14 protein-coding genes are annotated in these 20395 nt (G+C 47.1%); 13 read left to right on the forward strand and 1 reads right to left on the reverse strand.

Features of this window, described 5'->3' with window-relative positions; all coding sequences use genetic code 11:
* Positions 1-185: 185 nt before the first annotated feature.
* The 6 genes from HY811_05875 (at position 186) to HY811_05900 (ending at position 11371) form a co-directional block, all read left to right on the forward strand.
* A complete protein-coding gene (locus HY811_05875; GenBank protein MBI4834325.1) occupies positions 186-608 on the forward strand; it encodes a PilZ domain-containing protein in 423 nt (140 codons plus the stop codon).
* 76 nt (positions 609-684) lie between these two features.
* Positions 685-1518, forward strand: a complete 834-nt coding sequence (locus HY811_05880; GenBank protein MBI4834326.1) for a WYL domain-containing protein — start codon at positions 685-687, stop codon at positions 1516-1518.
* Between the two features lie 220 nt (positions 1519-1738).
* Positions 1739-3064, forward strand: a complete 1326-nt coding sequence (locus HY811_05885; protein ID MBI4834327.1) for a glucose-6-phosphate isomerase — start codon at positions 1739-1741, stop codon at positions 3062-3064.
* A 15-nt stretch (positions 3065-3079) separates the two neighbouring features.
* Positions 3080-4441, forward strand: coding sequence for a tryptophanase (locus HY811_05890; GenBank protein MBI4834328.1), 1362 nt, complete (start codon positions 3080-3082; stop codon positions 4439-4441).
* 14 nt (positions 4442-4455) lie between these two features.
* Positions 4456-5646, forward strand: coding sequence for an acetyl-CoA C-acetyltransferase (locus HY811_05895; protein ID MBI4834329.1), 1191 nt, complete (start codon positions 4456-4458; stop codon positions 5644-5646).
* A gap of 100 nt (positions 5647-5746) precedes the next feature.
* Positions 5747-11371 carry a fibronectin type III domain-containing protein gene (locus HY811_05900; GenBank protein ID MBI4834330.1) on the forward strand — a complete coding sequence of 1875 codons (5625 nt, stop codon included), beginning with the start codon at positions 5747-5749 and terminating at the stop codon, positions 11369-11371.
* A gap of 3 nt (positions 11372-11374) precedes the next feature.
* Here the strand turns inward: HY811_05900 and def are convergent, their stop codons facing one another.
* Positions 11375-11890: a peptide deformylase gene (gene def, locus HY811_05905; GenBank protein ID MBI4834331.1), complete on the reverse strand. Its 516-nt coding sequence runs from the start codon at positions 11888-11890 to the stop codon at positions 11375-11377.
* A gap of 75 nt (positions 11891-11965) precedes the next feature.
* On the opposite strand from def, the gene HY811_05910 reads away from it, so the two are divergent.
* Genes HY811_05910 through HY811_05940 form a run of 7 tightly spaced genes read left to right on the forward strand, consistent with a single transcriptional unit; the run spans position 11966 to position 20368 of the window.
* Positions 11966-12892: a thiamine-monophosphate kinase gene (locus tag HY811_05910; protein ID MBI4834332.1), complete on the forward strand. Its 927-nt coding sequence runs from the start codon at positions 11966-11968 to the stop codon at positions 12890-12892.
* A gap of 1 nt (position 12893) precedes the next feature.
* Complete coding sequence (locus tag HY811_05915; protein MBI4834333.1) at positions 12894-13457, forward strand: transposase; 564 nt, start codon at positions 12894-12896, stop codon at positions 13455-13457.
* Positions 13439-13876 (forward strand): tRNA (adenosine(37)-N6)-threonylcarbamoyltransferase complex ATPase subunit type 1 TsaE, encoded by a 438-nt coding sequence (gene tsaE, locus HY811_05920; GenBank protein ID MBI4834334.1) that lies wholly within the window; start codon positions 13439-13441, stop codon positions 13874-13876. Before HY811_05915 ends, tsaE begins: the two co-directional genes overlap by 19 nt.
* Positions 13877-13925: 49 nt before the next feature.
* Positions 13926-14993, forward strand: a complete 1068-nt coding sequence (locus HY811_05925) for a M42 family metallopeptidase (GenBank protein ID MBI4834335.1) — start codon at positions 13926-13928, stop codon at positions 14991-14993.
* 57 nt (positions 14994-15050) lie between these two features.
* The gene (locus HY811_05930) at positions 15051-15662 is read left to right on the forward strand and encodes a sigma-70 family RNA polymerase sigma factor (protein ID MBI4834336.1); all 612 of its coding nucleotides are present in this window, start codon (positions 15051-15053) and stop codon (positions 15660-15662) included.
* 14 nt (positions 15663-15676) lie between these two features.
* Positions 15677-18622: a hypothetical protein gene (locus HY811_05935; GenBank protein MBI4834337.1), complete on the forward strand. Its 2946-nt coding sequence runs from the start codon at positions 15677-15679 to the stop codon at positions 18620-18622.
* A gap of 12 nt (positions 18623-18634) precedes the next feature.
* Positions 18635-20368, forward strand: coding sequence for a terpene cyclase/mutase family protein (locus HY811_05940; GenBank protein ID MBI4834338.1), 1734 nt, complete (start codon positions 18635-18637; stop codon positions 20366-20368).
* Positions 20369-20395: the final 27 nt, after the last annotated feature.

Below are 20395 nucleotides of genomic sequence, written 5' to 3' on the forward strand. Positions count from 1 at the left end.
AGGGTAACATAATGAATCTGTTTAAGTTTGTTAGCAGAGGTTATCGGAAAGAAAAAGCCATAGCGTAGAGGTAAAACAGCTAATAAACCGAAAGAAGAAACTTATAAAAATTATTCAACAGAGCAGGGACACCCCGAATAATCGGGAGTCCCTCGTAGGGGGGCCGTGGAACGATTTTCTTGAATATGGAAGATAAACCGTTAGAGCAGGATGAACACCGTAATTTCAAGCGCTACAGTATCGACGGGCTGGCCGTCCGCTCGGAAGAAAAGCACGTCCTGGGGCTTTTTAAGACCACCCCTAAAAAGCATATGGTACTGGATATTTCCAAAGGCGGAATACATTTTATCAGCCGGGAGAAATTCAAGATGGCCCAGGAGTTCTCCCTGGAAATTACCGGTAAACTGTTAAAGGACGCCCCTATCAAGGCGCAAGGCAAAATCATCCGCATAAAAGAGTTTCCCGGAATGACCGCTTTCGCAATCGGCGCGGAATTTACCGCAATGGACGACGAAAACAAAGAACGGTTGAAAATGCTGATTAAAAGCGCCGCCAAAGCCAAGGGCGAGATTTCCTCATATATCGATATCAACGCTACGCAAAAGTAAAAGTTCAATTGTTCATCAGTTCAACAGCTCAATAGTTCATGAGTTTTTATTGCCATAGATACCATATTATTTTAAAATGGCAGCCATGGAATTTATTTCCTTTGACCTTGAAACCACCGGTTTATACCCGATAAGGGACAGGATTATCGAAATCGGCGCGGTGAGATTTAGTGGCAATAAAATATTAGGCAAGCTTGAAACATTTGTCAACCCGGGAATGCCCATCCCTCCCGAACTCACCGCCAATGTCCACGGGATTACGGACGAGATGGTCGCCAACGCGCCGGGGGAACGCGACGCGGTGGAAAATTTCCTCAAATTCATCGGCACGACACCACTGATTGCCCATAATATCACTTTTGATATCGGATTCGTCTCCGCGGTCGTCTGCCAGCATAAGATAAAAACCCCCAGGAATATCCTGATAGATTCCTGCGAACTTTCCCGGAGTTATATCAAGGGAGTTGCTAATCATAAACTGTCCACGCTTGCCGAGTATCTGCAAATCAAGGAGCCGACCGCGCACCGGGCGATGGCGGATTCCTTGGTCGTGATGAGATTGTTTCTGGCGTGCCTGAAACAGATGCCGCCGGACATCACGCCCGAAGGCATTGCCCAGCATATCGGACAGCTTATCAGTTTCGGGGATTATATCTTCGGCGATGTGGAACTTTTCCCGGAGCAGCAGGTCTTGGACGAAGCAGCCAAAGGTAACCTTGATGTCGAAATAGAATACAAAAACAACAACGGCGACCTTTCCCGCAGGTGGCTGAGCCCCTACACCCTCTTTACATTTAAAGGCCGGCCCTACCTGGTCGCTTACTGCCACCAGTCCGCGGAGATGCGCCAATTTCGGATAGACCGGATAGTGAATGTCTACGGCAAGCGCCCGACGAGACAGGGAAGATAACAACTCAAAATCCCGACTTTGTCGGGACGTCTCCTTGCTCCGCAGGGGCTTTCACGAGACTTTAAAGAGACTATGGTTTTAGTTACAAGTCTCTTATAAGTCCCTGTTAAAATGTATTCTCTGTTTTATTTTTATGGTTTTAGTTGCTAGCGAATCGGTAATTTGATTTTATTATACCTATCAATCAAAAAAGCAAATACCGAAAGGATGGGGAACCCACATGATGCATATAGATTTCAAGAACATTAAATCAAATATCGTCGGCCCCAACAACGGCTTGAGCGACAGCGAGCTTAACGCCTACATCAATGGCTACCAGCACATCATCCGCGATAACGAAATAGAGCAAAGAAACGGGAAGCTCAAGTTTCTGGACCTGCCGAAACAGAACGTTTCTGAAATAGAAAAACTCGCCAAGAAGTATGCCGGCAAATTCGAGAATTTCGTGGTCTTGGGGATAGGCGGCTCGGCATTAGGGGCGCGGGCGCTGCAGACGGCTTTGTGCCCTCCGTTTTACAACCTGCTTTCCGCCAAATCCAGGGGAAACAGGCCGCGCCTCTTTATCCTTGATAACGTCGACCCGGACGAGACAAACGCGTTGCTCAAACTGCTTGACCTCAAAAAGACATTGTTCAACGTAATAAGCAAATCCGGCAAGACCCCGGAAACGACCGCCGGATTCCTGTTGGCGCTGGATATCTTAAAGAAGGCATTCGGGAAGAAATACCGCGAGCACCTGATTATCACCACGGACAAGGATAAAGGCATTTTAAGAAAGTTTGCCAACGATGAAAATATAATCTCATTTGAAGTGCCGAACGGGGTGGAAGGCCGGTATTCCGTACTTTCCGCGGTCGGCCTGGTGCCGGCTGCATTCGTCGGAATTAATATTTCCAAACTCCTTAAGGGCGCGCGCAATATGGCCGAGGCCTGCCGCAAGACATCCCCGCAAGGCAACCAGGCATACCTGACCGCGTTGGTTAATTGGCTCATGGACACCAAAAAGGGCAAGAACATGCTTGTCATGATGCCTTATTCGTATGCCCTTAAGGATATTGCGGATTGGTTCAGGCAGCTCTGGGCAGAAAGCCTGGGGAAGAAAGTGGATTTGCAGGGCAAAAACGTATTTACCGGGCCAACCCCGATTAACGCCCTAGGTGTGACCGACCAGCATTCCCAGATTCAGCTTTATAACGAAGGTCCCAATAATAAACTGGTGGTATTCCTGGAAGTGGAAAAATTCCGCTCCACCGTAAAGATACCGAAGATATTCAAAGACCCTGATATGGATTTCATCCAGGGAAAAAGCTTTAACAAGCTGATAAATGCGGAAAAGAAAGGCACGGAAATAGCCCTGACCGAAAGCAAGCGTCCGAATTACACAATCAAACTGCCGAACGTTTCGGAGGAGACCGTCGGCGGGCTTATTTATTTCTGGGAACTGGTCACAGCCTATTCCGGCAAGTTATATAATGTAAACGCCTTTAACCAGCCGGGCGTGGAAGCCGGCAAAATCGCGACAAGAGAATTATTAACTAGGAAATAGAAAAGGATTTGTTTTATGTTACTGCCTCCGTTTAAGATTAAAAGCGTTGAGCCCATCTCAACCACCACCCGAGAACACCGGATAAAGAAAATAAAAGCCATCGGCTACAATCCCTTCCTCCTGCCGGCGCAGGATGTCGTCATAGACCTCCTGACCGATAGTGGCACGGGCGCCATGTCCGACCGCCAGTGGGCAGGCATTATGGCCGGGGACGAAAGCTATGCCGGAAGCGTTAATTTCCAGCATATGGCCGCGGCGGTGAAAGATATCATGGGTTTCCCTTACACCCTGCCCACCCACCAGGGACGCGGGGCGGAAAAGGTGCTTGACCGCGCCATTGTCAGGAAAGGCCAGACTATCCCGGGCAATATGCATTTTGATACGACCAAGGCGCATATCGAGGATGCGGGCGGGAGGGCCGTGGATTGCACGATTGACGCTATTTATAATCCTTATTCAACCTATCCCTTTAAAGGCAATCTGGATTTGAAAAAGCTGGAGGCGGCAATAAAGCCCAATCCTGGCAACGTGGCTTATGTCCTGATAACGGTTACCTGCAATTCTGGAGGCGGACAGCCGGTATCGCTTAAGAATATCAGGGAAGTCGCGCAGATTGCCCGCAAATATAAATGTAAGCTCTTTATCGACGCGGCGCGCTTTGCCGAGAATGCCTATTTCATAAAACAGCGTGAACAGGGTCATCAAAATAAATCCATCGGGCAAATCGTGCGCGAAATGTTCTCCTATGCGGACGGCTGCACGATGAGCGCCAAGAAAGACGCCATTGTCAATATGGGCGGATTCATCGGGGTCAGGGATAAAGCGCTTTACCAGAAACTCGTTCCCCTGGGTGTCCTTCTGGAAGGATTCCCCACCTATGGAGGGATGAACGGGCGCGACATGGAAGCTTTGGCAATCGGCCTTTACGAAGGCACCGAGGAAGAATACCTGCGCTACAGGACAGGGCAGGTGGCGTATCTGGGAGGTGAAATGAAGAAAGCCGGAATTCCGGTTGTGGTGCCTTTCGGCGGGCATGCCATTTATATCGATGCCAAGAAATTCCTGCCGCATATTAAAAGGGAAAACTTCCCGGGCCATGCGTTAACCATCGAGCTTTATATCGAAGGCGGCATCCGGGCTGTGGAAATCGGCGCTCTTCTGGCCGGGCGCGACCCCGACACAAAGGAAAATATCTTTCCGGAACTGGAATTGGTTAGGTTAGCCATCCCGCGCCGTGTCTATATGAAAGAACACCTGGATTACGTTATCGAATGCGCTAAGAATATCTGGAAACGCCGTAAGAAGATTAAGGGCGTAACTTTTAAATTCGAATCGCCCATTATGAGGCATTTCCAGTCAACATTTAAACGATTATAGAAAGGGATTATCCGATGAACAGAAAAGTTGTAATCACACATGCCAAGCGGACCCCGATAGGCAAATTCCTGGGAATGTTTTCCGAAACCACGGCGGTTGATTTAGGCGTCTCCGTTACCAAATCGCTTTTCAAAGAATCCGGTCTTAAGCCGGACAAAGTGGACGAACTGATTTTCGGCAATGCCCGTCAGGCAGGCAACCGCCCTAATCCGGGCCGGCAGATTGCGTATTTTTCCGGGATGCCGCAAGAAAAACCCGGCTATACGGTCAATAAGGCCTGCGGCTCAAGCTTAAAATCAATCGTCCTGGCATACCAATCGATTACCTTGGGCGACGCGGATATCATCGTTGCCGGCGGGACGGAAAATATGACGATGGTCCCGTTTATGCTTCCCAAATTCCGCGCGGGATACAGGCTCGGCAATGACAAAGTGGTTGACGGGATGTACCACGACGGATTGCTTTGCCCGCTGTGCAATTTGGTGATGGGTGCAACTGCGGAAAACCTGGTTGTCCAATATAAAGTTTCCCGCGAGGAACAGGATAAATACGCCCTGGCTAGCCAGCATAAATGCGAGAAGGCCATCAAGGGAAACAGGTTCAAGGAAGAAATCGCCCCGGTAGAAATCAAGACAAAAAAAGGCACTATCCTGGCGGAAAAAGATGAAAACCCGCGCGAAGGGGCGACGCTCGAATCCCTTGCCAAGCTTAAACCGGTATTCAAGAAAGAAGAAGAAGGCGGAACGGTCCATCCGGGAAACGCCTGCGGGATAGCAGACAGCGCCGCGGCGGTTCTGGTCATGGCGGAAGATGTTGCCAATAAGCTTGGGTTTAAACCCATGGCTTATATCAATGGTTATGTCAGCGTGGGGGTTGACCCTGCGTATATGGGAATCGCGCCGGTTTCGGCTATCAAGAAACTGGAAGCCAAAACAGGCGAAAAGCTCAACGATTTTGACTTGATAGAATTGAACGAGGCCTTTGCCGCACAGGTAATCGCCGCGGACAGGGAACTCAAACTCCCGATGGACATAGTTAATGTAAACGGCGGTTCGATAGCGCTGGGACACCCCATCGGCGCGACCGGCTGCCGGTTTGTCGTGACATTACTCCATGAGATGCAGAAACGCAATGCCAAAAAAGGGTTGGCGACCCTTTGTATGAGCGGCGGCATGGGCATGGCAGTAAGTTTTACCCGTAAATAATATTCCGTTCTCAGACAAGCTAGATATTTCGCTTGACAAAAGCGTCTAGTTTCATTATATTACCGAATAGTGGGACTATGGGCAGTAACAGGAATTTATCATGATGTCAGGTTCAAGACTTTATTTATATTTATCGGTGCTTTTAACATTAGCCCTGTGTATCGGGGCTAAATGCGACTGGACCAAGGATAAAAAGGAAGATGCCGTCCAGCCAACCACCGGAAGCAGCGGTGAACCAGAGGACATAGATACCTGGCAAAACCAATCCATTGACTCCTCCGGCTCGGAAGGCGCTTTTCCTTCTATGGCCGTTGACCATAACGGCAAAATCCATATCAGCTATCTGGATAACACCAACAGCGACCTGAAATATGCCACTAATCTTTCCGGTACATGGTTCAGCACGACCATCGACTCCACCGGCAGCGTCGGCGCGTATTCATCGCTTGCCATAGACACTAATAATAACGCCCATGTTGCCTATTATGATGTCATCAACCGCGACCTTAAATATGCCACCAACCAAACTGGCGCCTGGGTACGCACCACGCTGGATTCCGCCGGCATGGTCGGCGCCTGGTGTTCGCTCGCACTGGACGGCAATAACAAAAGCCATATCAGTTATGCGGACGAAACCAACGGAGACCTGAAATACGCCACCAATATTTCCGGCACATGGGCAACCTATACGATAGATTCTCCCGGCGTGGTCGGGATAAAAACATCCATCGCCGTGGATGGAAACAACAAAGCCCACATCGCCTATTACGATGCCACTAATAAATCCGTGAAATACGCGACTAATTCAAGCGGAAACTGGCTGGCAAGCACCGTTGCTTCCGCATCAAACTCAACAATCTCCATCAAAGTAGGGACTAACAATAAAGCTTATATTGCTTACGATAACAGCCTCACCAAATCATTAAAATGCGCGACCAATGCCGAAGGGGAAAACTGGGTAATAACGACGATAGATGAAAACGCGGCGATTCCATCCCTTACCATTGATTCCCAAAACAAGCTTTATGTAAGTTATTATGATTTAACCAATAACTGCCTTAAGTATGCAACAAATGCCGGGGGTGGCGGCTGGGTTGTTTCAACCATCGACAGCAACTATCACGCAGGGGAGTTTTCATCAATCGGGATTGGCGCCGATAACACCGTATCTATCGCATATTACGACGCTAATAACCAAGACCTAAAATACGCGACTACCAGCCAGGAAACTCTGCCTGAAGTAACGGTTCCAACCGCGCCTAGCCCGCCAAGCAGCTTGACTGCAACGGTCGTATCTTCTTTCCGCATAGATATTAACTGGACGGATAACGCCAACAACGAAACAGGATTTACACTGGAACGCAAGATCGGTGCGGGCGGTACCTATCAGGCTATCGCAACGCCCGGAGTGGACACCGTAACTTACGCCGACAGCAGTTTAACCGAGGGAACCAGGTATTATTACCGTATTAAAGCACTTAACAGCGTGGGCTCCAGCAGTTATTCAGCAGAGACCAATGCACTGACCATTCTTAATTCACCTTCCAATCTGCAGGCAACGGTTATCTCCTCAACACGGATTGCCCTTGCCTGGGCAGATAATTCAGGAGGGGAAACCGGATATAAGATCGAACGCAAGACCGGTGCCGGCGGCACATACGGGCAAATCACATCGGTCGGGGCTAACGTCATGGCGTATTCGGATAACAGCGTGGTGGACGGCGAAATTTATTATTACCGCGTGAGGGCTTATAACGCCGACGGCAACAGCATTTATTCTGGTGAAACCAATTCACCCGTTTCGCTTAACGCGCCAACTGCTTTAACGGCCAGCACTATTTCGGCAACACAAATAAACCTCAGCTGGAACGATAATTCCAAGAACGAAACAGGTTATAAGATTGAGCGTAAAATCGGCACGGGCGGAATTTATGCATTGATTACAACCACCATGGCAAGCGTTATTTCTTATTCCAATACGGCACTGGTGGACGGGACGGTTTATTATTACAAAATCAAGGCCACTAATGCCAACGGCGACAGCTCTTATTCCGGAGAAGCCAACACGGCTACCATACTCGCCCAGCCGACAGGCCTGACCGCTGTGGCTGTTTCTGCCACGCAGATTAATCTCGGCTGGTCGGATAATTCCAATAGTGAACTGAACTACAAGATTGAACGCAAGACCGGTGCCGGCGGCACATACGGCGAAATCGCTTCGGTCGGGGCCGATATTACATCTTACCCTGATAGCGGCTTGACTGAAGGAACTCTTTATTTTTACAGGGTAAAAACATCCAACGCCCTTGGAGATTCGGCTTATTCGGGAGAAGTTTCTGCTTTGAGCACTATGGGACCGCCTTCCCTGCTCCAGGCAACGGTTATCTCTTCAACACGGATTAACCTTACCTGGAACGATAATACCAATACCGAAACAGGTTATAAAGTGGAACGCAAAACCGGAGCGCTCGGCGCTTACGGAGAAATCACCTCTCTCGGTGTTGACACCGAAGCATACCAGGATAATACCGTGGTGGATGGCGCGACTTATTACTACCGCGTGCGCGCTTATAACGCCGACGGTGAGAGCTCCTATTCCAACGAAGCCAGCCCGGCTATCCCGCTCAACGCCCCGACCGTTTTAACCGCCAACACAACCTCGTCTACCCAGATAAATTTGGGGTGGACGGATAATTCCCTGAATGAAACTAATTTTAAGGTCGAACGCAAGACCGGTGCGGGCGGCACTTACGGCGAAATTGTTTCTCTCGGAGCTAACACCACGTCCTACCCGAATATCGGCCTGGTAGACGGAACACTTTATTATTACAAAGTCAAAGCAACTAACGCCAGCGGCGAGAGTTCCTATTCCAACGAGGCGTTTGCGGTCACCGTTCTTAACCCGCCGACATCTTTACAGGGCAATGCCGTATCTTATTCCCAGGTCAATCTCAACTGGAACGACAACTCCGGCAGCGAAACCGGCTATAAGATCGAACGCAAGGCCGGGGCAGGCGGCACTTATAACCAAATAACCACCACTAACGCCAACGCTACTTCATATCCCGACACAGGCTTGACGGACGGGATTACCTATTATTACAAAGCCCGGGCAACCAATACCAATACCGACAGCGTTTATTGCGATGAAATCAGCGTGGCTATGCTTCTTTCTCCGCCGACCGGATTAAGCGCGACAGCCGCCTCGGCAACACAAATCAATATCGGCTGGCTCGATAATTCAAACAGTGAAACGAGCTACAAGATTGAGCGTAAAACCGGCGCGGGCGGCGCTTATGAAGAAGTCGCTTCGGTCGGGGCCAATATCACCTCTTATCCTGATACGGGTTTGACAGAAGGAACGCTTTATTACTACCGCGTCCGGGCTTCCAATGCCATAGGCAACAGCGCTTATTCAGGCGAAGCCAATGCCACCACTCCACTCAATCCGCCGACCGCTTTAACTACCACGGTTCTTTCTTCATCGCAGGTAAGATTGAACTGGGAAGATAATTCAAATAGCGAACTAGGATATAAGATAGAGCGTAAAACCGGCCTAGGCGGCATTTACGGCGATATCGGATTGGCCTCTATTGACATTACTGTCTTTACCAATACCGGAACGTCGCCGGAAACCATTTATTATTACCGCATCAAGGCTTATAACGCCAATACGGAAAGCAACTACAGCAACGAAGTCAGCGCGGCGACATCACTCGGCACGCCGACCGGGTTGGCAACGACCCCGCTTTCGCAAACCAGCATACGAATTAACTGGTCGGATAATTCCGATAACGAAAGCGAATACTGGATTGAACGTTCGTCTACCGGAGGAGGAATCAACTTCAGCCAAATTGCTACTGTTACGGCAAGCACCAGTATCTATAATGATACCGGACTTACCGCAAACACCACTTATTATTACCGTGTCAGGGGTTATAGCGTAGTTTTCGGAATCAGCGCTTATTCCGGTGAGGCATCCGGAACGACATGGGATAACCCGCCAGCGGCCCCGACAAACCTGATTGCTAAAGGACAGGCATTACAAATCGTTATCACCTGGACGGATAACGCCAATAATGAAACAGGATTCAAAATAGAACGCGGACCGGACGGAACAAACTTTAACCAGATTGATACGACCGGCGCAAATATTACTGCTTATACTGACGCTCCTCTTGCGCTTTTCACCACCTATTATTACCGGGTCCGTTCATATAATATCGGAGGGAACAGCACCTATTCCAATGTCATTTCCGCCACAACGAAAGCCGGTTATCTGGGCACCGGGGCGGACGGGGCGCTTAATGTCCCTGCCGGAAACACATTTAATATAAACACCCAGACTAACGGTGTAAACGGACGTGCCCAGCCTGATGGGTGGTGCTCGCGTATTTCTTCTCTTACCGCCAATACGGCTGTTTTAAATACCGTCCCGCCTGTCGGAACGTTTGTTGCTAACGATGAGGTTATCATTATCTCGGTGAAAGGAACAGTTTCTTCCACCAATATCGGCAATTACGAATTTATGCGCGTCCAATCAGTTGCCGGTAATGTTATTACATTCGATGATAATAAAATCAAATTCTATGGTGAAACTGCCGGGCAGGATAACAATCTCGCTACCTCGCAATATGTTATGCTCCAGAGGGTGCCTAATTACACCAATGTCACGGTTAATTGGACCGGCACATTAACCTGTGAAAACTGGAATGGCATAACCGGCGGAGTGGTGGCGTTCAGGGCAAACGGAACTGTGTCGGTTGGCTCAACAAGGGTTCCGGTTCAACCAAATATAACGGCATCAATTACGGCTTCCGGCAAAGGTCATCGCGGCGGAACAGGCACTGATTATGATAGTGATGCTCCGGCTGGAGAAACCTATTGCGGGGGGCTATATAATTCAGGAGGCAATGCTAATGGAGGTGTAATTGTAACTCCTGCTCCAGGAGGCGGTGGAGGCGGTGGTGGTGCCACAACTTGGGAGGGCGACGGAGCCCGTGCATCTAACGGAACCACTGGTCCGGCAGGTGGAGGTGGCGGTGCCGCTTATACCTCTTGGGGAGCTTGGCCTGATCCATCATTTGGAGGAGGCGGAGGCGGGGGTGGTTATGGATCTGTCGGATTAGGCGGGTTGGGATTTGCTGCCGGTTCTGATGGAGCGGGAGTAACCGGAGGGAATGGGGGCAGCTCAGACCTACAATCATGGATAACCGATGGCGGAGGCGGTGGCGGCGGCGGAACTTACGGTAATTCAGCCCAATTAAACAGCAAAATTTATTTTGGCGCTGGCGGCGGGGCCGGAGGAGGTGCGGGTGACGCTGATACAGATACTTCTCTCAATGGCGGTTCAGGCGGCAAAGGCGGCGGGTTTGTTTATATCACCGCCAACACTCTCAATGTTTTCTATAATTTTGACGGGGCTAATTCTGATTCTGGTTATATAATCGCTAATGGCGGCGATGGCGAATCAGTCGATTTTCTTAACTTCTCAACTCCCGGTGGCGGCGGCGGTGGAGCAGGTGGCTCGGTTGTCATTAAAGCTAATTCTATAATCAATCAACATGCCAATGGAATTACAGCAAAACCGGGGGCAGGCGGCACGAGTAATGGCGGATATAATGGAAGTAACGGCGGTGGCGGCAGGACTTATGCTGAGTATAATATTGCGCCGGCTAATCTACCCACTCCCAATTATGCATTCGGTGGTGCTCCTCAGAACTAACCTTTAAGATTTGGCTTTCCCGTCAAAAATTTTCTTTTCTTCTCCTGTCAGGTAATCCACAAAAAGAACGCCGTTGAGATGGTCTGTTTCGTGCTGAATCACGCGGGAAAGATTTTCCTGTATGTTTTTGTCTTCGCTAACCGGAACCAAGCCGGTATCTATCTCTATCTTTTGCCCGTCCAGGTTAAGGGCTTCGCATAAGATTCGTTTATGGCGCGGAACCTTTGCGCTAAATCCCGGAACGCTCAAACACCCTTCTTCTTCGCAAAGCTTGCCTGACTTTTTGGTTATCTTAGGATTAACCAAAACCAGCTCGCCCTCGGGCTTTTTGGAAAGGTTTATCACGACCATTCTTAAAGGTCTCCCGACCTGGGTGGCGGCAAGCCCTATCCCGTTTTCCTTATACATCAAATCCAGCATTTTCCTGGCAAGCTGTTTCAAGTCCTTATTGATTTCTTTGACATCCTGCGCTTTCCTGCGCAGTTTGTGGTCGGGATATTTTAATATAGTGAGTTTCATCTCATTTCCTTGGGGATTATTTTACTAAACTCTTATTGTTTTGCCAATAAAATTTTTATTATATATAATAGCTCCATGAAAGAACTTGCCTATATCAAATGGGTTCAAAGGCAATTGAAATCATCCCCCGAAATAACCATTCCTTCAGGCGATGATTGCGCCGGAATAAAAATTGACGGGAACAAAACTGCCTTAATTACTACCGATGTAGTTGTCGAAGGGATTGATTTCCGTCTCGGGACAACCGGGGCAACAGCTTTTAAGGTTGGTTATAAGGCGCTGGCTGTTTCGATTTCTGATATCGCGGCCATGGGCGGCGCGGATAAGCTTTATGCAGTCGCCACCATGGCCCTGCGCAAAGAATTAAGCAACCGCTTTGCCAAAGAGTTATTCCACGGGATGAAAACACTTGCCCGGAAGTTTAATATACCTATCATCGGCGGAGATATTTCTTCCGTAAAAGGGCCAATCAGCATAAGTACCACCCTATTAGGAATAGCCAAGAGCAAGAATATCCTAAAGCGCGCGGGCGCCAAGGAAAATGATGCCATTATGGTAACCGGAAAACTAGGCGGCTCGATTCTTGGAAAGCACCTTGGCTTTATTCCCCGCCTGGATGAGTCGCGCATCCTTAAAAACAATTATCGCATCAATTCCATGATAGATTTAAGCGACGGATTATTAATGGATTTGGATCATATCCTTAATCCAAGCGGAAAAAGCGCGATATTGTGGGAAAATAATATCCCGATATCGGATGATGCGCGTAAATTAAGCAGGAAAGATAAAACTCCCCCTCTCCACCACGCCTTAACAGATGGAGAGGATTTTGAATTGCTGTTTACTCTGCCGATAAACGAGGCTTACAAAATAGCCAAAGATAATCCTTTAAAAGCACCGGTTTCCTTTATCGGTATTATATGCAAGGGCAAAGGAATCAATTTATTGACCGAACAGGGCAAAATAAAGAAACTTATCCCCAAAGGATATGAACACTGGTAATATGGAACAAACAAAGCAACCTCAACGAAAACTAATGCGGTTAAAACATTATGATTATTCTCAAGCTGGTGGGTATTTTGTAACAATATGCGCACAGAACAGACAGATGATATTAGAACCGGACGAAATACAAAAAGTCATCCAACAATATTGGGACAAATTACCGGAGAAATACGCAGAGGTTGAAGCCGACCAATTCATCATTATGCCTAATCATATTCATGGCATTCTATTCATTGTAGGGGCGGTTCACGAACCGCCTAAATATAATAAGGCAATTCATGAATTGCCCCTACAGCAACGCCGCCAAATGGTCTTGCCTAAAATCATCGGTTATTTCAAAATGAATACGGCAAAACATATTAACAGAATCAGAAACACGCCCGGTTTTCCTCTATGGCAACGGAATTATTACGAGCATATCATTCGCAATGAAAACGAATTAACGAGAATTCGTGAATATATCATCAATAACCCGCTGAAATGGCACTTTGACAGGGAGAATCCTGAGCGGGTGTCCAACAAGCAGTATGAAGAAGGCTTGAAATGGTTAGAAGGAAACTAATCTCTAACAGCGTCAAAGAAACCGTGGCTTTTGGGGCGCGCCTCGGTAAAAAACTCAAAGCCGGGGATATTGTGGCGCTTTCCGGCATTTTCGGCGCAGGGAAAACCTATTTTACCAAAGGCATTGCCCGCGGGTTGGGCGTAAAAAATATCGACAAAGTCGTCAGCCCCAGTTTTGTCCTCGGAACGGTCCATCACGGCAAAAGATACAAACTTTACCACTTTGACGCCCACAGGCTGCCTGATGCCGCGGAACTTTTACGGCTGGGCTTTACCGACTGCTTCTCGAACGGCGTGTGCGTGATGGAATGGGCGGAACGTATGCGTGAACTTAAAGCGCAACCTAATGTAACTATTGTATACTTCAAGGTTACCGGAAAGAATAAACGGCTTATAAAAATCTCCGGTAAAAAGTTATAGAATTAATAATGAATTCCCCCGATGAATATCGGGAGAAAAGGAGGACTTTATGGATAAAGCAAAGCTCGGTCTCTTAAAAAAGCTGGTGGATGCCAATGGAGTTCCCGGGTATGAAGGGGAAATATCCGATATCATCGCCAGCGAGATGAAAGGATTAACCAATTTAAGTTATGACAAAATGGGGTGCATCATCTGTGAAAAGAAAGGGGCAAACGCCTCGCCGAAAATCATGATCCCCGGCCATATGGATGAAATCGGGTTTATGACAACTCTTATTACCGAGGAAGGATTTATCAAGTTTACGGCATTAGGCGGATGGCTTCCCCAATATCTGGTCGCCCAGCGCGTTATTATTAAAACGACCAAAGGCAATCTCCACGGAATCATCGGATCGAAGCCGATTCATCTGATGAGTGATGAGGAACGTAAAAAGCCTACGGAAATCAAAGCTCTTTACATAGATATAGGCGTTAAGGACAAAAAAGGCGCGCTAGAAGCCGGGGTAAAACCGGGCGACCCGATTATCCCGGTCGGCCCTTTTACCGTCATGGCGGATTCAGATTACCTTTTGGCCAAGGCATGGGACGACCGTATCGGCTGTGCCATATTTATCGAGGTAATCAAGGCGCTTAAAGGCCGAAGGCACCCCAATACCGTCTACGGAGTCGGCACGGTCCAGGAAGAAGTCGGCACCCGCGGCGCGCAGACCGCCGCACATAAGATTAATCCGGATGTTGCCTTAATCTGCGACGTCGGGCTGGCGCAGGATGTCCCGGGCGGAGAAAAAGGCGTCGGGGTCCTGGGAAAAGGGCCGATGATTACCATTTATGATGCGGGCATGATACCTAACCTGGCGCTTCGTGATTTTATTATCGAAGTAGCCGAAAAGAATAAAATTCCTTACCAGATACAAGCCCTGGAACGCGGCGCCACGGACGGGCGACCCATCCATATCCATGCAGGAGGCGTGCCTTGCGTTTATCTGGGCGTTGCCACCCGTTATATCCACAGCCATTCGGGGATTATCCACGCGGCTGATTATGAAAATATCATTAAGCTTCTGACCGAAGTGGTCATGAAACTAGATGAAAAACAAGTGCGAAAGTTCAGTAAATAAATTTTCTATAAAAACACGTATTTTTTGAACTAAAACCAGTTTTATACGTTTATATATATGTCAGCGCCGATTGAAGCCGAGAACAATGAATGGGCAGAAATACCGGATACCGAGCTGATGATGCGGTATAAAAAAAGCCGTGATAAAAAGGCGTTTGCCGAACTGGTCAGGCGGCACCAGAAACCGCTCTTGAACTTCTTTTACCGGTTTTCCTGGGACAGCGGAATATCGGAAGATTTGGCCCAGGAAGTATTTATAAAACTGGCGCAAAGCTCAAAGAACTATCAGCCGCGCGCCAAATTCAACACGTTTTTGTATACGATCGCCCGGATGACCTGGATGGACAATTTAAGGACGCGTAAATACAGGCTCCATCCGGTTTCCCTGGACCAGGGAATTAAAGATTCGGATAAAGACACGACGCTCAAAGAAATGGTCGTAAAAGACCCGAAAAGACCTGAAGAAAAACTGATAAACAAGGAAATGATTGACAAGGTAAAAGAAACCATGAAAGAATTGCATGAGGAACACCAGGTAATAATTAACCTGTGCGTTTTCCAGGGAATGAGTTACGACGATGCCGCAGAGGTGCTGAAAATACCGCTGGGCAGCGTGAAATCCAGACTGCATTTTGCGCTGGCAAAATTAAAGGAATTGGTAAAACCTTAGGTAAAAAGAGGTTTATGAAAACGTCTATTTATTGTTATTTATCTTTTATCTGCTTGGGGGTCTTGGTTATTTCTCAACCAGCAAAAGCTGAAAATAAGCCTCTTTCACCCATAAGCCGGGTTGAAACGGAATTAGAATTTGCCCAAAAGATGGTTGATAAATACCACTACTTGCTCTCTTTTGAATTAGCTGATGAAATATTAAAAAAGATACCGAAGAGTTCCCTGCCCAAGGAAACCCAGATTAAAGTTGATTCAGTTACGGCTGAGGTTAAGGTGCAAAAAATTAACATCCCCGGATTGAAAATGGAGGAACAATTCACTTATTTGGAGGAAGCAACCGATGCTTTAAAGCAACTGATTAAAACTTACGGCGATGACTATGCCGAAATCAAGGATGCCAGGCTTCAGATAGGAAACCTATTATTTGGCAAAGGAAAAATCCTTTTAAATCGGCTGGAACAGGAAACCGACGCGGATGTAAAAAGCAAGTTACAACCAGAGGCGGTTTCTTCTCTCAACCAGGCTGCTGAATATTTCGCAAAAACAGAAGATGCTTATCACAAAGAAATAGATGTTTTAAAAGAGCAAATTATCGCTGAAAACCTGAAAGACATCCCCGACAGCAAATTACTGCAACAGCTGGAGAAAAAACTATCTGACAACGATAACATTTTATCCTCCTTGCGATTTGCCAAGCCGCAGGTTTTATCCACGATGGCATTATTACCAAGTAATACCCAGCAACAAAAGAAGGATTTATTAAACAATGCCATAGATATGTTTGAACAAATCATGCTGGAAAAAGGACCGTTTTCGTCATTTACTTATCAGGCAGCTAATGAAGAAGGTGTTTGTTATTTATCTTTATGCGATTGGCAAAACGCTCTTCGATGCTTTACGATTTCAACTACCGAGTTGTTGAGCCAATTGGGGTTTCCGCAAAGCTCTTTGGGTTCCATTGACCCAAACTTCAAGGAAATCATCCAGCGCGGGTTTTCTTTAAAGGCACGGACTTACAACCAGATGTATGAATACCGACTGGTAATTGGAACTTTCGATGAGTTATCCAAAGTTTTTCCTCAAGCAGGGCAAAAAACCGATTATTACTTTCAAGAAGCCCTTCTTGAAAAAGCACTCGCCTTATACTATTTACAAACACCCGCCCAGTCTTTCGGAATAATCCAAAAAGTCATATCCGAAAAAGGGCCACTGGCAATAAAAGGGGTGGATTTATATTATAAGCTGGTACGTCACAGCACCCCCTTCGCTCTTTCCCCGGATATTCTCTTGAACAATATCAATTATCTCCGGCAAGCCAATCGTATCGATAAGATGGTTGCCCAAAGCAAACAATTCCTAACTGTTTTAAGAATGCTCCCCAAAGACACACAGGTGAAATATGCTCCGGAAGTATTATGGATACTGGGTCAGGAATTCTTACAACAAGCCAATCCGAATATTTACCAAGCATTAATCGCCTTTGAAGAACTATACAAGCAATACGGGGAATCCGATTATGCCCCTGATGCAGCAAATAATTCCCTGAAATGCTATCTAGAAATGGGAAAAGAAACCAACGACCGCTCTTACGAAGAACACGGCACGTTGATTGCTTCGCTAATGAGCAAAAAAGGATGGGGAGGCGATTGGCTGACGGCAATGACGGCATATCGCAATGGGAAATATCTTGAGGCGGTTAAATTATTCCAAAAAGCCTCTGAAACCCCTGCGAAATTTCTCCAATCGAAGGAAATGATCGGCTCGATGTATTATTTACACGCGGAAAGGGATCTCTGGCCTGCATACGAAAAAGAAGAGGATTCTGCCAGCAAGGCAAAACTAAAGGAAGAAACTATTCGCTATTTGAAAATGTCAGAAGAAAATGAAAAGGTGCTGACTGAATCCATCAACGAAAACACCGATGTCTTACGGGGCTACCAAGCCAGATCTGCCCTAAGGCTTGCCCAGATTTACCGGCACCCAGCCATGATGAAATATTCTGAAGTACTAAAGATACTGGCTGGATACGAAACTGCTTATGCCGCATTCGAAAAGGAAACCGCCAAAGCAATTGAGTATAAAACAGAAGCCCTGATAGAATCTTCTAATGATTATAAAAATCAGGCCAACCTTAAAACGGCGGAACTTTATCTTGAAAAATTTCTGGCAAAAAAGCCGGAAGAAGGCGTTTTAACCAAACTGGTTTTAGCAGCAGCAAGAAAGTACGAAGCGTTTGCAAACCAGACTGTTTCTCCGGAAATAAAAGGGGAAGAACGCTGCAAACAGCTTGAAACCATGAAAACAAGCAATTCTGTTCTTTACAACGATTTTATTCATTCTGTTGAACGAAGCGCCTTCTATTATGAACAATGGCTGCAAAAAGCACTTCCCGAAAACGTTTCGTATCTCCACGCGCTTTATGTCGCTAATAACCTTTCTCAGGCAGCCGATGACCTGGCAAAACATGCTTTCTACAAAAAAGCATCCGAGATTTACGAGAAGATACTTGATAACAAATATACCGGACAAATCCCCAAAGAAAACCTGTGGAAGATCCAGTGGGATTGGGCATCGTCTTTGACGAAAATGGAGAACTGGCAGGAAGCGTTTGCCATTCTGGAAGCCGTTGAATTACAACAACCAAATAATTTTACCATAAAAATAAACCTGGCAACTGCTTATGAAAAGGCGAAAGAATGGGATAATGCCCTTACTAAATGGCATGAACTGCACAGGCGTTTACCGGAAAAAAGCAAGGAATGGTGGAACGCCCGTTATCATATTCTTATCTGCTTGATGAATAAAGGCGATTCTGGCGGTTATATTGAAACTCGAAAACTAATAGATGGATGGAAATATCTTACTAACGGTGAATATGATAAGAATAAATTCGGTTTTAAAGACAAAATTAACACAATAGACAAACAATTATCCGAAATAGAACCGAGGAAACAATAAAGGATACGATATATGTGCGATAAAAATTATGATTTAATCGGCTACGTGAAAAACGGAATGGCTCCGGATGAAAAATCCGCCATTAAAAGCCACCTTGATTCCTGCGCAGAGTGCCGTGAGGAACTGCGGTCTATCAAGACACTCTTTGCCGCATTCAAAGAAATGACCGAAATAGAGCCTTCTTCCAATTTTGAATACCGGGTAATGCAGGAAATAGAAAAAATACCGGCGCCCGGCAATATCGGGCTCTACGGAATCCCTGATTTTGTCTCGCAGAAAATACAAACCGCCGTTGCCAGGGTTAAATATACTTTCCGGCATTCGTCTCCCTGGGCGCTATCGGCCGCGTTTCACGTTGTCCTCTTTGCCGTTTTGGGGTTGCTCTTTATCAAGCCTACCCAAACCCAAATCGAGAAAGATTATACCATAAGATTTATTCCTGATAACAGGCAAACCGAGCGTGAATTAATACCGGTTGATCCAAACACTATGGTTTTTAAGCCGAATGATTATAGATTTCCGCGTTTCGAAAGGGATGATATCCCTGCCTCTGATATACCCTTGCCGGCTCTTGAAAACCCCGAGTTTGTCCAGGACATAAATCCGGTCCAGCCTTTGGAAACGTTGCCGGATTCGGTCTGGGACCTCCGGCACCTGCCCCAGATGGTCAGGATAGATTCTGTTAAGAACAAGAATTTCACGGACCATTTGGTTAATAACAGGACCGGTGTTAAGCGTAAAGAACTGATTTCGCAATACGGCGGGGATTCTTCAACTGAACGGGCTGTCGCGCAAGGCCTTGATTGGCTCAAGAAAACACAAGAGCTAAACGGGTCGTGGGATCCGGAAAAACATGACGGGCTAAAAGATTACCAAGTCGGCTTGACCGGCCTATCGCTTTTGACATTCATAACCGACGGAAATAGTTCTTTGAAAGGCACTCACCAGAAAACGGTCCAGGCCGGCATAAAATACCTATTGTCACAGCAACAGGAAAACGGTTTGTTCGGTCCTTCAGCCCTAAACGGAAAAACTATTAATTATATGTATAACCACGGAATCGCCACCATGGCTGTCTTGGAAGATTATTGCCAGACACGCGATAAAACCGAGGAGAAAGCCGTTACCAAAGCGGTCGGATTTATCGTAAGCGCCCAGAACACCCAGGGCGGCTGGGGGTATCAATCAGCTAACGGGGTTAACGACACTTCGATAACTGTCTGGCAGATATTCGCTTTGAAACTTGCCCAAACGCTTGATATCGGGAATACCTCTTCGGCTTTAAAAAGGGCAAGCCAATGGCTTGCTTCAGTCACCAACGAAGACGGTTATGTCGGCTACCGCAAGACGAATAATTATCCCAACGGCCCTTATGCCCTGACTGCGGCTGGAATGTTTTCCCAGTTGTTTATCGGCTGGGATAAAAACGACGACCTGATTGAAAAGCAATCTAAAATATTGGCAACCCAACTGCCTAAAATGCATCCGGTAACCCAGGCCATCGATAATGATTATTATTACTGGTATTTCGGCACGCTGGCGATGTGCAAAAAAGGCGGCAAAGAATGGCAGAACTGGAACAAACACCTCAAGGAAACGCTCGTCAAAGCGCAGGAAACCAATAACACCGCCGGCGCAGGCTCTTGGGCTCCTGAAGACCGCTGGAGCGCTTACGGCGGCAGGCTTTATACCACCGCCATGGCAATACTTACCCTTCAAACGTATTACCGCTATTCGAATATATAATCAGAAAGAATTTGCTTTCTATCAATA

The organism is Planctomycetota bacterium, from assembly GCA_016207825.1.
Classification (GTDB): Bacteria; Planctomycetota; MHYJ01; order JACQXL01; family JACQZI01; genus JACQZI01.

Excerpts from the sequence above, each read along its gene's own strand:
- HY811_05895 (MBI4834329.1), top strand. The coding sequence starts at position 4,456 with ATGAACAGAAAAGTTGTAATCACACATGCCAAGCGGACCCCGATAGGC.
- HY811_05940 (MBI4834338.1), top strand. The coding sequence starts at position 18,635 with ATGTGCGATAAAAATTATGATTTAATCGGCTACGTGAAAAACGGAATG.
- HY811_05880 (MBI4834326.1), top strand. The coding sequence starts at position 685 with ATGGCAGCCATGGAATTTATTTCCTTTGACCTTGAAACCACCGGTTTA.
- HY811_05925 (MBI4834335.1), top strand. The coding sequence starts at position 13,926 with ATGGATAAAGCAAAGCTCGGTCTCTTAAAAAAGCTGGTGGATGCCAAT.
- HY811_05900 (MBI4834330.1), top strand. The coding sequence starts at position 5,747 with ATGATGTCAGGTTCAAGACTTTATTTATATTTATCGGTGCTTTTAACA.
- HY811_05915 (MBI4834333.1), top strand. The coding sequence starts at position 12,894 with ATGGAACAAACAAAGCAACCTCAACGAAAACTAATGCGGTTAAAACAT.
- HY811_05930 (MBI4834336.1), top strand. The coding sequence starts at position 15,051 with ATGTCAGCGCCGATTGAAGCCGAGAACAATGAATGGGCAGAAATACCG.
- HY811_05885 (MBI4834327.1), top strand. The coding sequence starts at position 1,739 with ATGATGCATATAGATTTCAAGAACATTAAATCAAATATCGTCGGCCCC.
- HY811_05875 (MBI4834325.1), top strand. The coding sequence starts at position 186 with ATGGAAGATAAACCGTTAGAGCAGGATGAACACCGTAATTTCAAGCGC.
- HY811_05910 (MBI4834332.1), top strand. The coding sequence starts at position 11,966 with ATGAAAGAACTTGCCTATATCAAATGGGTTCAAAGGCAATTGAAATCA.
- HY811_05890 (MBI4834328.1), top strand. The coding sequence starts at position 3,080 with ATGTTACTGCCTCCGTTTAAGATTAAAAGCGTTGAGCCCATCTCAACC.
- def (MBI4834331.1), bottom strand. The coding sequence starts at position 11,890 with ATGAAACTCACTATATTAAAATATCCCGACCACAAACTGCGCAGGAAA.
- HY811_05935 (MBI4834337.1), top strand. The coding sequence starts at position 15,677 with ATGAAAACGTCTATTTATTGTTATTTATCTTTTATCTGCTTGGGGGTC.
- tsaE (MBI4834334.1), top strand. The coding sequence starts at position 13,439 with ATGGTTAGAAGGAAACTAATCTCTAACAGCGTCAAAGAAACCGTGGCT.